15 protein-coding genes and 1 pseudogene are annotated in these 13,645 nt (G+C 71.3%); 9 read left to right on the top strand and 7 right to left on the bottom strand.

Features of this window, described 5'->3' with window-relative positions; all coding sequences use genetic code 11:
- Window positions 1-257 precede the first annotated feature (257 nt).
- Both AB0C96_RS25070 and AB0C96_RS25075 read right to left on the bottom strand, forming a co-directional pair.
- Window positions 258-989: a class I SAM-dependent methyltransferase gene (locus AB0C96_RS25070; RefSeq protein WP_362920000.1), complete on the bottom strand. Its 732-nt coding sequence runs from the start codon at window positions 987-989 to the stop codon at window positions 258-260.
- A 312-nt stretch (window positions 990-1,301) separates the two neighbouring features.
- The gene (locus AB0C96_RS25075) at window positions 1,302-1,472 is read right to left on the bottom strand and encodes a hypothetical protein (RefSeq protein WP_362920197.1); all 171 of its coding nucleotides are present in this window, start codon (window positions 1,470-1,472) and stop codon (window positions 1,302-1,304) included.
- Between the two features lie 10 nt (window positions 1,473-1,482).
- Between AB0C96_RS25075 and rho the strand changes: the two genes are divergently transcribed.
- The gene (gene rho, locus AB0C96_RS25080; protein WP_362920184.1) at window positions 1,483-2,571 is read left to right on the top strand and encodes a transcription termination factor Rho; all 1,089 of its coding nucleotides are present in this window, start codon (window positions 1,483-1,485) and stop codon (window positions 2,569-2,571) included.
- Window positions 2,572-2,602: 31 nt separating this feature from the next.
- On the opposite strand, the gene AB0C96_RS25085 is transcribed toward rho, so the two are convergent.
- The 3 genes from AB0C96_RS25085 to AB0C96_RS25095 all read right to left on the bottom strand — a co-directional run bounded on the left by AB0C96_RS25085 (window position 2,603) and on the right by AB0C96_RS25095 (window position 4,616).
- On the bottom strand, window positions 2,603-3,115 hold the full coding sequence (locus tag AB0C96_RS25085) for a DinB family protein (protein WP_362920186.1): 513 nt from the start codon (window positions 3,113-3,115) through the stop codon (window positions 2,603-2,605).
- 82 nt (window positions 3,116-3,197) lie between these two features.
- A complete protein-coding gene (locus tag AB0C96_RS25090) occupies window positions 3,198-3,740 on the bottom strand; it encodes a DoxX family protein (RefSeq protein WP_362920002.1) in 543 nt (180 codons plus the stop codon).
- 636 nt (window positions 3,741-4,376) lie between these two features.
- Window positions 4,377-4,616, bottom strand: coding sequence for a chaplin (locus tag AB0C96_RS25095; RefSeq protein WP_362920004.1), 240 nt, complete (start codon window positions 4,614-4,616; stop codon window positions 4,377-4,379).
- A 289-nt stretch (window positions 4,617-4,905) separates the two neighbouring features.
- On the opposite strand from AB0C96_RS25095, the gene AB0C96_RS25100 reads away from it, so the two are divergent.
- The 4 genes and pseudogenes from AB0C96_RS25100 to AB0C96_RS25115 all read left to right on the top strand — a co-directional run bounded on the left by AB0C96_RS25100 (window position 4,906) and on the right by AB0C96_RS25115 (window position 7,813).
- On the top strand, window positions 4,906-5,484 hold the full coding sequence (locus AB0C96_RS25100) for a hypothetical protein (protein WP_362920006.1): 579 nt from the start codon (window positions 4,906-4,908) through the stop codon (window positions 5,482-5,484).
- A gap of 148 nt (window positions 5,485-5,632) precedes the next feature.
- Window positions 5,633-6,243 (top strand): annotated as a pseudogene (locus tag AB0C96_RS25105) (HAD family phosphatase).
- Between the two features lie 34 nt (window positions 6,244-6,277).
- The gene (locus AB0C96_RS25110; RefSeq protein WP_362920008.1) at window positions 6,278-6,955 is read left to right on the top strand and encodes an AIM24 family protein; all 678 of its coding nucleotides are present in this window, start codon (window positions 6,278-6,280) and stop codon (window positions 6,953-6,955) included.
- An 84-nt stretch (window positions 6,956-7,039) separates the two neighbouring features.
- A complete protein-coding gene (locus AB0C96_RS25115; RefSeq protein WP_362920010.1) occupies window positions 7,040-7,813 on the top strand; it encodes a ribonuclease H in 774 nt (257 codons plus the stop codon).
- A gap of 105 nt (window positions 7,814-7,918) precedes the next feature.
- Here AB0C96_RS25115 and AB0C96_RS25120 read toward each other — a convergent pair whose 3' ends face one another.
- Complete coding sequence (locus AB0C96_RS25120; RefSeq protein WP_362920012.1) at window positions 7,919-8,836, bottom strand: helix-turn-helix transcriptional regulator; 918 nt, start codon at window positions 8,834-8,836, stop codon at window positions 7,919-7,921.
- Window positions 8,837-8,925: 89 nt separating this feature from the next.
- Between AB0C96_RS25120 and AB0C96_RS25125 the strand changes: the two genes are divergently transcribed.
- On the top strand, window positions 8,926-10,254 hold the full coding sequence (locus AB0C96_RS25125) for an MFS transporter (protein WP_362920013.1): 1,329 nt from the start codon (window positions 8,926-8,928) through the stop codon (window positions 10,252-10,254).
- Here AB0C96_RS25125 and AB0C96_RS25130 read toward each other — a convergent pair.
- Window positions 10,245-10,892: a TetR/AcrR family transcriptional regulator gene (locus tag AB0C96_RS25130; RefSeq protein WP_362920015.1), complete on the bottom strand. Its 648-nt coding sequence runs from the start codon at window positions 10,890-10,892 to the stop codon at window positions 10,245-10,247. The two genes, AB0C96_RS25125 and AB0C96_RS25130, sit on opposite strands and share 10 nt — an antisense overlap.
- Before the next feature lie 11 nt (window positions 10,893-10,903).
- Here AB0C96_RS25130 and AB0C96_RS25135 point away from each other — a divergent pair, with 11 nt between their 5' ends.
- The 3 genes from AB0C96_RS25135 to AB0C96_RS25145 all read left to right on the top strand — a co-directional run bounded on the left by AB0C96_RS25135 (window position 10,904) and on the right by AB0C96_RS25145 (window position 13,601).
- The gene (locus AB0C96_RS25135; RefSeq protein ID WP_362920017.1) at window positions 10,904-11,284 is read left to right on the top strand and encodes an agmatine deiminase family protein; all 381 of its coding nucleotides are present in this window, start codon (window positions 10,904-10,906) and stop codon (window positions 11,282-11,284) included.
- A 96-nt stretch (window positions 11,285-11,380) separates the two neighbouring features.
- Window positions 11,381-12,778, top strand: a complete 1,398-nt coding sequence (locus tag AB0C96_RS25140) for a tetratricopeptide repeat protein (protein ID WP_362920019.1) — start codon at window positions 11,381-11,383, stop codon at window positions 12,776-12,778.
- A gap of 73 nt (window positions 12,779-12,851) precedes the next feature.
- The gene (locus AB0C96_RS25145; RefSeq protein WP_362920021.1) at window positions 12,852-13,601 is read left to right on the top strand and encodes a class I SAM-dependent methyltransferase; all 750 of its coding nucleotides are present in this window, start codon (window positions 12,852-12,854) and stop codon (window positions 13,599-13,601) included.
- Window positions 13,602-13,645: the final 44 nt, after the last annotated feature.

Here is a 13,645-nt window from a genome sequence, read left to right on the forward strand (position 1 = left end):
GCGTCGACGTGCTCTTCGCCATGCTCAGAGACGGCACCTTCTACGAGTCACGACCAGCCGTCCCTGCTTGACCAAACCCATAAGGGCACCCCCCCCGCGGGACCGCTTCGTCCAGGACGTCCGTATCCACTGGACCGTGATGTCCATGTGCTCCTCCGCCCCCTCCTTCCTCTTCCTCTTCTTCCGCCCTCCGCGCCTGCCGCCACGCTCGGCGGCCCGTCGCCCGCCCCGTCGTCCGCTCCGTGAACCGACTCCGTTCACCGGGCCCGAGTGGCCACCACCAACCGGCCCCGAGGGCTGCCGTCGGACCGCCGGCCGAGCTCGGGCAGTGCGAGCAACCGCACCTCGAACCCGGTCCGGACCAGCTCGGCACGAACCTCGGCGAGGCGGAACACCCGGTAGTACATGACGAAGGGCGGGTGCCACAGCGCATTGCGGACCCGCATCGCCGCGTCGAAGGCGAACAGCGTCCAATACGTGGGCGACCCCGGTCGGGGAGGCGCACCGATCGGGAAGACGAACCGGCCGCCGGGCCGCAGCACCGAGTGGACCTGGGCGAACAGCCCCGGCCGCTCCCTGGGGAGGAAGTGCCCGAACGCGCCGAAACTCGCGACGAGGTCGAAGACCGGCCCGAACGGCAGCGCCCGCGCATCCGCCCGCACCCACTCCACCTGCGGTCCGTCCGGGGCCACCGGTTCACGGTCCCGGCCCACCGCCAGCATCCCCGCGCTGATGTCGACGCCGGTCACCCGGTCCCGGCACACCTGCCGCAGTACGTCCATGCCCGCGCCCGTACCGCAGCACAGGTCGAGGCCGCTGCCGAACGGGCCGAGCCGTCGCAATGCGCGTGACACCGGAGTCAGCACCGACTCCGGCGTACGGAACGGCGTGTGGTCGAACTTCGGGGCGAGCAGGTCATAGCCGTGCTCGACGGACGACAGCGCCTGGACGGCGAGCTCACGGAGTGTGGGGCCCTGGGGAGTGAACATCGGACCTCAGCATACGGGCGGTCCACGGCGTGCCCGATGGTCTGCGGGGTGCCGGGTGGTCTGCGGGGTGCCGGATGGTCCGCGCCGAGTGGTACAGTGCGATCGAAGCGCACTTGTGTTCGCCGTATTTCCGGCGCCGGTGCCCGACCGCACCCCTGCGTGCGGCTCTTCCTCACCTCGCGAGTCCACCGCGTAAGCCTCTTGCGCACCCGGACCCACCGCGACCGCTTTCCTCTCTCGCCGGCCGCGGGCCCTCTGTGCGGCCCGCTCACCGAGGGCGTGCAGTGACCGCCCCTCGCAGCTCTGCCGGCTTCACCTCACCACTGCCAGCCATGGACGCACGGACAGATTCCCGAGGACATCGATGACCATCACCGACACAACCACCCGCACAAACAGGGTCATTGCCACTGCCCCAGCCACGACGACCACCACGACCAGCACGAACACGAACACGACCACGGCCACGTCGACGACCGCCACTACGGCCGGAATCCTCGACGTTCCCCGAGGGCAGCAGGAGAACGGTGTGCTCCGCGCGCACGGATGCCTCGCCTCGCCCCAGGACGTCCGCGTCCCCCTCGCGCTGATCCGCCAAAGGGGCCTGCGCAAGGGCGACTTCGTCGTGGGGACGTCCAGCCGGCCGGGTACCCTCACCGACGTCGCGTCGGTCAACGGCCGTCCGCCGGAGGCATTGCGTGACCGTCCGCACTTCCGCGACCTGACTCCACTGCACCCGCGGCACCGTCTGCGGCTCGAAAGCGCACGGGGTGGACTGACGCCGCGCATCGTCGACCTGATCGCTCCGATCGGAAAGGGACAGCGCGGCCTGATCGTCGCCCCGCCCAAAACGGGGAAGACCGTACTGCTGCAACAACTCGCCGCCGCATTCGCCGAAAACCACCCGGAATGCCGGCTGATGGTCGTCCTCGTCGACGAACGGCCCGAGGAGGTCACCGAAGTGCGTCGTCACGTACGGGGCGAGGTGTTCGCCTCCACCTTCGACCGGTCCCCGAGGGAGCACATCGCCCTTGCCGAACTGGCTGTGGAACGCGCGAAGAGGTTGGTGGAACAGGGGCAGGACGTCGTCATCCTCCTGGATTCCCTGACCCGACTGTGCCGAGCGCACAACAACGCCGCCGCGGTGGGCGGCCGAACCCTGAGTGGGGGCGTCGACGCCACCGCGCTGTACGGCCCCAAACGGCTCTTCGGTGCGGCCCGCTGCGCGGAGGAGGGCGGCTCGCTGACGATCCTCGCCACGGCCTTGGTGGACACCGGCTCTCGGGCCGACGACTACTTCTTCGAGGAGTTGAAGAGCACCGGCAACATGGAGCTGCGCCTGGACCGCGTGCTCGCCGGCAAGCGGCTCTACCCGGCGGTGAACATCACGATGTCCGGCACCCGACGCGAGGAACTGATGCTTCCGGCAGGCGAGTTGACGGCTGTCCGGCAGCTGCGCCGGGCCCTCCAGGTCGGCGACGAGGCGGCGAATGTGCAGGCGCTGCTGGAGAAGGTCCGACACACGCCGGACAATGCGACGTTCCTGCGGCAGATACGGTTCGGCACGGCTCCGGGCAACTGAACGGAGCTGACGTCTCCCCGAACCAGGGCGGTCAGTAGTAGCCCTTGTTGCCGTCGATCAGTTCCCGGATGGTGTCCAAATGGCCGGCATGCCGGGCCGTTTCCTCGATCATGTGGAGGAGCATCCATCGCAGCGTCGCGGCGGAGGCACGGAAATCCGGGTGCTTTCCGGCGTCGTCCAGCGAATGGGCCGCGATGATCTCGTTCGACACCGCGCATTGCCGGTCGTACTCCTGGAGGAGCTGGGCGAGCGGAACCCCTTCGACCATCATGTCGGCGTCCTCGGGCCCGTCGTCGAACTGCGGGCCCACGGCCGGCCGGCCCAGGAAGAGGATCTCGAACCAGCAGTGCTCGACCCAGCGCATGTGGGAAACCAGGCCCGCCGGCGTCATCAGGGGCGAGTCCGGCAGAACGGAACGCTGGGCATCCGCCTCCGACAACCCCTCGCATTTCCACCGGATGATGGCGCGCTGCATTTCAAGCCAGCCGACCAGCTGGGTCCGCTCGTCGGCGTCGTACGGAGGGCGTTCACGGAGAGAAGCCATGGTCGCTGACGCTAACTCGGCGACCGGTGCTTCGCACGGCAATTTCAGGCTGCCCACGGGTGGCCGACACCGTGGACATGGCTCACAGGAGCAGTATGACCATGGATCCGAGGCCGCCCAGACCCAGGGCGAGCGCCCCCCAGATCAACCCGCCGTCCCGCCACCGGAAGGGTCGGTCGAGGGCGAACTGGCCGGGGCCGATGGCGGCGACCGCGAGCGCGACGACCGCGATGGTGAGGGGATATTCGATACCGCCGTTCTGGGCCCAGAGGCCGCCCGATGCGCCGAGGACCATGGCGTTGATCATGACACCGATCAGGGCGGCCGAGGCGAGAGGCGTGAGGAACCCCACCGCGAGGCCGAGGCCGCCGAGGAGCTCCGAGGTGCCGGCGAGTCCGGCGAAGAACTCGCCGGGGCGGTAGCCGAGGGCCGCGAAGCCTTTGCCGGTCTCGGCGAGCCCCTGGCCGCCGAAGAGGCCGAAGAGTTTCTGGGCGCCGTGGCCGGCCGTGATCACTCCTACCGACAGGCGTAGCAGGAGCAGACCGAGATCGGCGCCGAGCTGGGTGGAGTGGAGGGCATCGGACCGGGCGTGTGTACCCGACCGTTGCCCGGCGAGCAGTTTCATGAGGTGTCGCTTCCCACACCGGCGCGTCGTGGGGCCGCGGTGTCGTACCCGGCGCCGGTGCGCTCGTGGTGGGGGAGTCTCGCAGACGATCTGGGGGCTACGGGGCGTGTGGGGCGCGGCGCGGGGGACAGCGCGTTCGGGAGATGAGGATCTCGCCCTTCACATTCGATCGTGCTACGCGAGGAGCCCCCTGCCTAGGGCTGTGGGCGACTTATCTCTCCTTTTCAAGAACACGGCCGGGGGCTGATCCGGTGACTGCGGTGTCACCCGTGGTCAGGGGCTCGCTCTCCCCGCTCGCGGGGTTCGGGACGGCGCCGCATGGACGGTGTGCCCCGGCCTCTGGCGCTCGCCTACCGGCCGGTACGTCCACCCGTGCTCGTCTCGGTGATCTTGATGTGAACGCCCCGTTCCCCTCTCGGTTCCCTCGCGATCCGTATCCGTACGCCCGCGTTCTGTCCGGGTGGGGTGCCCACCTGTCTGCCACCCCGGCCTGCCGGGAGACCCGGGGCCTGTTCGGGATGCGGGCTCAGTGGAAACGGGCCCTCGGTGGGGGAATCCGAGGGCCCGTTCCGTTTCTGTCGGCGCCCGTGGGGTGGGCTACCCACCCCGGGAGGGTCGTGCGCCGGACCGACCTCGTCAGCCGTTGACGCAGATGTTGCCGAAGGCGGGGTTGAGCACACCGACGATGCTGAGCGTATTGCCGCAGACGTTCACCGGCGTGTGGACGGGGACTTGGACGGTGTTGCCGGACAGGGCACCGGGCGAATGGAGCGATGCGCCCTGGGCGCCGCTGTCGGCAGTGGCCAGACCGGCCCCACCCAGGACGACTGCGCAGGCGCCGGCGGTGATGAGGGCACTCTGGATCCGGTGAGCCATCGATCGGTCTCCTTTACTGGCGACGAACACATACAGAAACGTTCTTGCCCCGGTGACTCCCGCTCCAGAGACGCGGGGCACGAAGATCAGGCGTCCCGGTGATCCGTCGGACGCGCGTTGACGGTCTCCCGTGCGAAGCGCAGACGGCAGCGCTGATCCCGGACGCTCGCGTCGCCTCGTGACGCCTCGCCCTGCCTCGCCTCGCCTCGTCTCCGCTCGACGTGGAGACTGTGACGTTCGATGCCCCCGGAAAACCGGTACGGCCGGCCAAGACGAGGAACGACACGACATGCGCGACGACTTCCGGCCCCGGAGTGACAACCCTGGTGAGTACGCCGCCCGTTCGGCCGCCGCGTGGGCATGGCTCTCCAGCGCCGTCGATGCCCAGCAGGAGGGCGAGTGGGTACTCGACGCGATGGAGCGGCAGGTGCTGGCCGACGTGGTGGCGTCGACCAACGCCTTGCACGGAGGACATCTGCCCCCGCACACCCAGGACCCCGTGCACACACGCGTCGGGCGCATCAGCAACTGGGCCGGTGTGCTGCGCCTGGCGGCGAGGGCCGGTGGGTGGGAGCTGCTGCCGGTCGTCGGGCGGGACCCCTCGGCCGGCACCCGGCCGGTGGGCATGGCGCATCTGCTGTCGGGTGTCTACGCGCTCGCGGAACAGGGCGAGCGGTGGCAGGAATGCATGCGGGACGTCGCGCGGATGCGCCATACCGCGGTGCGCGAGAGCGGGGTGCCTTCGGAGCAGAGCTTCGAGGAGGCGCTCGTCGAACAATGCCCGGGATTCGAGCGGGACTTGGCTGATGCCGAGGCGTTCTTCACGGGGCCCGGTTCGCTGGAGGATCTGATGCTGTTCTTCTACTGACCTTCTACCCACCTTCTGCTCACCTCCCACTGATTCGCCCTTGACCTTGTCCTTGGGGAAAGGCTCAGGGTGAGGGGGCCGGAGCGGCCGGCGGGACGGGCCTGGGTGTTCGTCTGCGGGAGGGCGAGGAACGCGGGGGAGGCGGAGGATGGGCGTGCGGTGCGTCATTCTCGACATCGGTGGAGTTCTGGAGATCACTCCGGCCACCGGCTGGGCCAGCAGGTGGGAACAGCGGCTGGGTACACCGCCGGGTGCCGTGAACGAGCGGCTGGGCGATGTCTGGCGGGCGGGCAGCGTCGGGGCGATCACCGAAGGCGAGGTCCGCGCACGGGTCGCCGAGGCACTCGGGCTGGGGCCGGTCGAGGTGGATGCGTTCATGGCCGATCTCTGGGACCAGTACCTCGGGGCGGCCAATGGGGAATTGATCGGATATGTGCGGGGCTGCGGTCCCGCTGCCGGCTCGGGATCCTGAGCAACAGCTTCGTCGGCGCCCGGGAACGCGAAGCGGCGCTCTACCGTTTCGGTGAGTTGGTGGACGACATCGTCTACTCCCACGAGATCGGGGTCTGCAAGCCCGATCCGCGCGCCTTCGAGGTGGCCTGCTCCCGGCTGGCGGTCGACCCTGAGGACTGTCTCTTCATCGACGATGTCGCGGAGAACGTCGAAGCGGCCGAGGCGATGGGCATGCAGGGTCTGCTGTTCCGGGGCAATGCGGAGGCGATGGCGCGGATGGCGCGTCATGTGGCGGCCGGTGCCTGAGTTCCGCACCACACCGCCGTCTACGATGCTCGCCATGAACAGTGAGCTTTTCGCATCCGAGAACATGGCCGTACCCGCCGCCGCGCCCGGCATGACACTCCAGAACGCCAAGTCCATAAAGTACGCGGTGGACGGCGAGTGTTACGCGCGGCAGGGGGCCATGGTGGCCTACCGCGGTGAGCTGCAGTTCGAGAAGCAGGGGCAGGGCGTCGGAAAGTTCCTCAAGCGTGCGGTCACGGGGGAGGGGCTGGCGCTGATGGCCGTGCGGGGCCGCGGCGAGGTGTGGCTCGCGCACGAGGCCGCCAACTGCTTCATCGTCGATCTCGCCCCCGGTGACGGGATATCCGTCAACGGCCGCAATGTGCTCTGCTTCGACCCGTCCCTCTCCTACGAGATCAAGGTCGTCAAGGGCGCCGGCATGGTCGGCGGCGGGCTCTTCAACTCCGTCTTCACGGGCCAGGGCAAGCTGGGCATCGTGTGCGAGGGCAACCCCATCGTCATTCCCGTCGCCCCGCAGGCGCCGGTGTTCGTCGACACCGACGCCGTGGTGGGCTGGAGCAGCAGCCTCCAGACCGCCCTGCACCGCTCCCAGAGCCTGGGCTCGATGCTCCGTGGTGGCTCCGGTGAGGCGGTCCAGCTCCGGCTCGACGGCGAGGGCTTCGTGATCGTCCGGCCGAGCGAGCTCCGTCCCGAAAAGGCCGCCGGCAACTGATCGCGTGCCGCGCGCCTTCCGCCGTTCCCCGCGCCCGTCCTTGCGCTGCGGGGCGCGGCTTCGCCCCCCGCGTCGCCGCCTGGCATGATCGCGCGCATGGCTGAACGCGTGATTGCCGCATGTGACGGCGCATCGAAGGGAAACCCCGGGCCCGCCGGCTGGGCCTGGGTCGTCGCCGACGCACAGGAGACCGTCGTCCGCTGGGAGGCCGGCCCCCTGGGCACCGCCACGAACAACGTCGCGGAGCTCACCGCACTGGAACGCCTGCTGGCGGCCACCGACCCTGCCGTGCCGATCGAGATCCGGATGGACTCCCAGTACGCCATGAAGGCCGTCACGACCTGGTTGCCCGGCTGGAAGCGCAAGGGGTGGAAGACGGCCGCGGGCAAGCCGGTCGCCAATCAGGACCTGGTCGTCCGCATCGACGCGCTCCTGGCGGGCCGCGCCGTGGAGTTCCGGTACGTCCCCGCGCACCAGGTGGACGGCGACCGGCTCAACGACCTCGCCGACCGTGCCGCGAGCCAGGCCGCGGTCTCCCAGGCAGCCGCCGGCAGCCAGCTCGGCTCCCCGGAGCCACCGGCGTCACCGGATGCCGGTGGCGCGGGCCGCCGCACCGCGGGCTCGGCGGCGAAGACCGCGTCGTCCAGGCGCCGTTCCGCGGGCGGCGCCGCCACGTCCACCCGCGCGGCGAGGCCGACCAACTCGGCGAACTCGACGTCGTCGCGGACCCTCAACGCCAAGTTCCCCGGTCGCTGCCGCTGCGGCCGCTCGTACGCGGCGGGTGAGCCGATCGCCAAGAACCCGGACGGCTGGGGGCACCCGGCGTGCCGATCGGGCGCTGCCCCGGACGCTCCCTAGGACACAGGCGGACGCAGCGTTCCGTCCGCACGGGCGGAACGCATCCGGCCGTCCCGTTCGTCCGCGGCCGTCAGCCGTCAGCCGTCAGCCGTCAGCCGTCAGCCGTCAGCCGTCCCCGGTGAGCCTGCGCACTCCGGCCTCGGCCGTGGCGTCGTCGGGCAGATAGCAGAGGAAGTGGTGGCCCGGCTCGTCCAGGGCCGCCAGCTTCACATAACGAAGGCGCAGGTCACCCACCTTCGGGTGGCGGAAGTGCCGCACCGCGGGCTGATAGACGGCGGTCTCCCGCCGCCTGTACCAACGGGCCGCGTCCGGGTCCCGGGTGATCTCCTCGGCGATCTCCGCGTACCGCCGGTCCTCGGGGTGGCGGGCGGCGTTGGCGCGGAACTGGCCCAGCAGCCCGCGCGCTTCGGCCTCCCAATCCGCGAGCAGGGCACGCGCCGGCTGCCAACGGAACACCAGCCACGGCAGATTGCGCCGCTTCGGGGGAAGGCGAGCGGGGTCGGTGAGCAGCGCGGCATAGCCCGCGTTCCACGCCAGCAGGTCCCAGTGCGGGTCGATGACCACGGCCGGGTTCGGGGCCACCGACTCCACCAGGGACAACAGGTTCCGGGAGACCCAGCCCGGCGGGTGGCCGGACGGCCCGGCGGTGTCCTCGACGAACGACAGGACGTGCGCGGTCTCCGCCCCGTCCAGGCACAGGGCCCGTGCCACCGCGCGCAGCACCTGTTCCGACGTACGGACCCGCCCCTGTTCCAGCCATGCGTACCAGGAACTGCTGATGCCGGCCCGTTGGGCGACCTCGTCGCGCCGCAGCCCGGGTGCGCGGCGCCGCGGGGCCACCGGCAGACCCAGTTCGACGGGAGACAGTCGCTCCCGGCGGGAGCGCAGGAAGGCGCCGAGTTCCTGGCGGGGGGGCAGGGTGGGGCGCGCTCCGTCGACCGGCGGTTCCATGACGCTCATCGCGTCGCCGTCTCCCTCCCGCTGGTGCTCGTCCTCGCTGCTCAAAGTATGAGTGATGGTCATCGTTTGACGAGCACCGGCGGACGACGCGGGTGATGGGCTGAACAGGGCCCGGGAATCCAGCCGGGCGCCCAGAAAGGAGCAACCCCGCCGTGTTCCGCGACACATCCGCGTCCACGTCGTCCACCCCCTCACCGACGCCCGGTACCTCCGCCGGGCCCGCGACGCCCGACCTGCCGGCAACGCCCGACCTGCCGGCAACGCCTGACTTGCCTGCTACAGCCGACTCGTCCGTAAAACCCGACCCGTCTGCCACACTCGACCCGCCCGAAACGTCCGACCTGCCCGTCCGCGCCCTCCGTCTGCTGCGGATCGCCGGCCTGGTCAGCAACTTCGACCGGTTCTGCATCGCCCCGATGCTGGTCCTCATCGCCGCGCGGCTCGGCACCGACCTGTCGACGGTGGCGCTGGCGGCGGGCGCCTACTACCTCACCTACGGCCTGACGCAGCCGGTGTGGGGCCTCGCCAGCGACCGGCTGGGCCGGATCCGGGTGCTGCGGCTCTCGCTCGCGGCCGGCTCCCTCGCCGCGGCGGTCTCGGCGCTCGCCCCGAACCCCGCACTGCTGATCGCGGCCCGCGCCCTCTGCGGAGCCTGCTTCGCCGCCTGCATCCCCGCCTGCCTGAGCCACATCGGCGACGTCGTCCCCGCCGCACGACGCCAACGCCCGCTCACCGACCTGATGACCGCCTTCTCCCTGGGCACCGCGCTGGGCACGGTCACGGCCGGCGCCCTGGCGCACTACGTCAGCTGGCGCCTGGTCTTCGCGCTGCCGGCGCTGCTCGCCGGGTACCTCTGGCATGCCCTGCGCCACCTTCCCGAACCGGCACGGCAGCCCGCCGGCGCCTCCCTGCTCGCCCCGTTCCGTGTGGTCCTCGGATCGCGGTGGATGTGGTACGTCATGGGTGTCGCCCTGCTCGAAGGCGCCGTGCTGCTGGGCTTCTTGACGTATCTGGCACCGGCGTTGGAGAGCCGGGGCGTGCCGGCCCCCGTCGCCGGTGCGGTGTCGGCGCTGTACGGCGTGGGGGCCATGGCGTGCGCGCAGCTGGTCAAGAAGCTGGTGGGCCGGTGGAGTCCCGTCCTGTTGATCGTGGCGGGCGGGGTGCAGGCCGCCGTGGCCTACGGTCTCGCGGCGGTGAGCCGGGGCGTGCCGGCCCTGGCGGTCACCGCGTTGCTGCTGGGCACCGGCTGGTCGTTCCTGCACACCACCGTCCAGTCGTGGGCCACCGCCGTGACCCCGGCGGCACGGGCCACCGGTGTCGCGATGTTCGGCGTCAGTCTCTACGGCGGCAGTGCGCTCGCCGGTGTCCTGACGGCGAGCGCGGCAGGACACCACGCGTACGGACACCTCTTCCTCGTCGCCGCCGTACTGACGCTTCCGCTGACCCTCGCGGCCGCCATCGGGCGCGCCCGCTACCGGTGACGCGGGCGTCGAACCGTCCGCGGAAGCTCCACCTCGACGGCGCCGCGGATCAGTTCGTGCGCGCGGTCCAGCGTCGTGGTCCCGCTCAGCCAGCGTTCGCTGAGGCCCTCGGTCAGGCCGGTCAGTCGTTCCGCCGCGGCGTACGCGGCGGCGTCGGCTCCGTCCGCCCCGCCCCCGTCTGCCCCGGCCCCGTCCGGCCCGGCGCCTGCCTCACCACGGTCGGCCGACCGCACCTGGTGCACGAGGCGTGCGACGTCCTCCACCCACGCGCGGGTCGCGCCGGCCAGCGGCTCCCGGAGGTCCGGGTTGAAGACCGCGGTGGCGCGCAACTCGCCCCAGGCCGCGCTGTTCTCCCGGACCTGCGCGATGTCCTGAAGCTCCAGCAGCAGCATGTCGGTGAGCTGGACGCGAGGATCGTCGGAGGACTCCAGCGCGGCGTCGGTGTAGCGGACCGCGCGCCGGCTGATGAACTCCAGGGTGCGGCGCAGCAATCCGGCGCGGTCCTTGAAGTGGTAGTAGATCAGCGCGGTCGAGACGCCGGCCTCCGCGGACAGCTCCTCGACGCGCAGCCCGCGCACACCGCGCCGCGCGATGAGCCGGGCGGCGGCTTCGAGGATCTGGGTGGGCCGGTCCGGCATCGCACGCTCCCGTGGTCCCGAGATATCGATGCGCGACACCGGACCGGTCTTCGTCCTCGAATCCGGCGTCCCCGGCGGCTCAGGAGTCCCCGGAAGCCCTGGACGGGGCCGTCGATGCGCGGGGCAGGCGACTGGAGGTCGTCGAACTGCCCGAGCCGGTCGACATCGGTCGCCGCGGGGACGGCTTCCTGGCCAGCTATGTGAACTACTACGTGGTCAACGGCGCCGTCGTGCTGCCCCGCTTCGGCGACCGCACGGCGGACGACCGGGCCGCGTCGCTCGTTCGCGACCTGTACCCGGGGCGGAAGGTCGTGCAACTGCCCGTCGACACCCTCGGAGAGGGCGGCGGCGGGATCCACTGCGCGACCCAGCAACGGCCCAGGACGCACTGAGCGGAAAATCGGCAGGAAACGCCACGAAGCAGCCGGGTTCGGCCAGTTGCGTGAAACGGCCTGACGCGGCCGTTCCGCTCCGGGGACGATGGCGTGATGACCACCGCGGACCGCCACGGGCACGCCATGACCGACACCGGCACCGAAGCCCTCGCCCAGTACGAACAGGCCCTGGACGACCTGCTCTTCTTCCGCCCTCAGGTCGTGGAGTCCGCGCGGTCGGTGCTCACCGCCTCGCCGGCCTCCGCGATCGGCCACGCCTTCGCCGCCTACCTGGGCGTGCTGGGGACCGAGGAGAAGGACGCGACCGCCGCCCGGGAGACCTTCGTCCGCTTCCGCTCCGGCGTCGACAATGCGCGGCTGACACCCCGCGAGCGCGGGCACCTCGCCGCCGCCACGGCGTGGCTGGACGGCGACGTCCACGGCGCCGGCCGCCTCCTCGGCGACCTGTCGGTCGAGTTCCCCCGCGATGTGTTGGCGCTCTTCGTTGGGCACCAGCACGACTTCCTCACCGGCGACGCCCAGCGCCTGCGCGACCGCATCGGCGGCGCACTCGACGCCTGGGACGAGGACGATCCGCACCACGGCCCGCTGCTCGGCATGTACGCCTTCGGCCTGGAGGAGTCGGGTCACTACGAACACGCCGAACAGGTCGGCCTGGCGGCCCTGGCGCAGCACCCGGGCGATGTCTGGGGGATCCACAGCGTGGTCCACACCTACGAGATGCGCGGGCGCTTCACGGACGGCATCCGGTTCCTCGACGCCCGCACCGCCGACTGGGCGAGCGGCACCCTGCTCACCGTCCACAACTGGTGGCACTACGCCCTCTACGCCCTGGAGGCCGGCGACACCGGTCGCGTCCTGGAGATCTACGACTCCGCCCTCCACCACGACGGGTCGGCGGACGCGGCCATGCAACTGCTCGACGCCGCCGCGCTGTTGTGGCGGCTGTACCTCGCCGAGGACGTCCACGACGCCCGGTGGGCCCGACTCGCCGACGCCTGGGAGAGCCGCCACGACGGCCCGCACTACGCCTTCAACGACGCCCACGCGGTGATGGCCTACGTGGGGGCCGGCCGGCTCGCCCGGGCGAGGCAGCTCGTCCAGGACCGGGAACGCTGGCTGGCGGCGGCGCCCGGCGTGAGCAACCGCGCGATGACCGCGGACGTCGGCCTGCCGGTCTGCCGCGCACTGATCGCCTACGGAGAGCAGGACCACGCCCGGGCGGCCGAGCTGCTGCTGCCGGTCCGCCACCGCCTGCACGACTTCGGCGGCAGCCACGCCCAACGCGACGCGATCCAACGGACCCTCGTCGAGGCCTCGCTCCGCGCCGGGCGCACCGAGCTCGCCCGCACCCTGCTCAGCGAACGCATCCAACTCCGCCCGATCTGCCCCTACAACTGGTCCGCCAAGGCCCGCCTGGAAGAGCACCTCGGCGACCCGGACCGGGCGGCGTCCGCCCGCGCACGCGCCGCCGCACAGGCGGCCACCTGAGCCCGCGACCGCGCTCGGCCGCTCGGCCCGACGAGGGTGGCCGACGCATCGACAGCACGGGGATGATGGCGCGATGTTCTCCGATGCCGACTCCGCTGCCCTCTACGACGTGCTGAACCCGTGGGACCCCGCGGTCTGGCCCGGCGATGCCTTCTACGAGGAGCTGGTCATGGCCGCGGACGCGGTGGCGGACGTCGGCTGTGGTACCGGTGGCATGCTGCACCGTGCCCGCGAGCAGGGGCACCGGGGACGCCTCGTGGGTCTGGACCCGGATCGGGCGGCGCTGCACCGGGCCCGGCGCCGGAGCGACATCGAGTGGGTCGAGGGAAGCGCGGTGAGCGCCCCGTGGCACGCCGCGTTCGACCTGGTGACCATGACCGGCCACGCGTTCCAGTGCCTCGTCGACGACGCCGAGGTGCGCGGGTCGCTGCGGGCGATCCGTGCGGCGCTGCGCGACGGCGGCCGGTTCGTGTTCGAAACGCGCCATCCGCAGGCGCGAGCCTGGGAGGAGTGGAACCCGTCGAACGCCTCCGACGTCACCGATGCCCGTGGACGCAGCCTGCGCGTCTGGCACGAGGTCGAGTCCGTCGTCGGCGATGTGGTCACCTTCAGCGGAACGACGGCGGAGCCGGCCGGGGCCGTCCTCCGCGTGGAGCGCACGCGCCTGCGCTTCCTGGACGTGACGACCCTGGACGCGTTCCTCGCAGAGGCGGACCTTGTGGTCGAGGCCCGGTACGGCGATTGGGACCGTGGGCCCGTCACCGGAACGAGCCGGGAGATCATCACGATCGCCGTACCGGCGCGGCGCACCGAATCCCGTTGACGGGCACCGTCCCCGCTCGCTTACATCGGCGTCGGCCCTGATCG

This window comes from Streptomyces sp. NPDC048506 (genome assembly GCF_040651315.1).
In the GTDB taxonomy this organism is placed as follows: Bacteria; Actinomycetota; Actinomycetes; order Streptomycetales; family Streptomycetaceae; genus Streptomyces.

What these genes read in the sequence shown, in the direction of transcription:
- AB0C96_RS25070 (WP_362920000.1), bottom strand. Translation starts at nt 989, where the DNA reads ATGTTCACTCCCCAGGGCCCCACACTCCGTGAGCTCGCCGTCCAGGCG.
- AB0C96_RS25085 (WP_362920186.1), bottom strand. Translation starts at nt 3,115, where the DNA reads ATGGCTTCTCTCCGTGAACGCCCTCCGTACGACGCCGACGAGCGGACC.
- AB0C96_RS25090 (WP_362920002.1), bottom strand. Translation starts at nt 3,740, where the DNA reads ATGAAACTGCTCGCCGGGCAACGGTCGGGTACACACGCCCGGTCCGAT.
- AB0C96_RS25095 (WP_362920004.1), bottom strand. Translation starts at nt 4,616, where the DNA reads ATGGCTCACCGGATCCAGAGTGCCCTCATCACCGCCGGCGCCTGCGCA.
- AB0C96_RS25100 (WP_362920006.1), top strand. Translation starts at nt 4,906, where the DNA reads ATGCGCGACGACTTCCGGCCCCGGAGTGACAACCCTGGTGAGTACGCC.
- AB0C96_RS25110 (WP_362920008.1), top strand. Translation starts at nt 6,278, where the DNA reads ATGAACAGTGAGCTTTTCGCATCCGAGAACATGGCCGTACCCGCCGCC.
- AB0C96_RS25115 (WP_362920010.1), top strand. Translation starts at nt 7,040, where the DNA reads ATGATCGCGCGCATGGCTGAACGCGTGATTGCCGCATGTGACGGCGCA.
- AB0C96_RS25120 (WP_362920012.1), bottom strand. Translation starts at nt 8,836, where the DNA reads ATGACCATCACTCATACTTTGAGCAGCGAGGACGAGCACCAGCGGGAG.
- AB0C96_RS25130 (WP_362920015.1), bottom strand. Translation starts at nt 10,892, where the DNA reads ATGCCGGACCGGCCCACCCAGATCCTCGAAGCCGCCGCCCGGCTCATC.
- AB0C96_RS25140 (WP_362920019.1), top strand. Translation starts at nt 11,381, where the DNA reads ATGACCACCGCGGACCGCCACGGGCACGCCATGACCGACACCGGCACC.
- AB0C96_RS25145 (WP_362920021.1), top strand. Translation starts at nt 12,852, where the DNA reads ATGTTCTCCGATGCCGACTCCGCTGCCCTCTACGACGTGCTGAACCCG.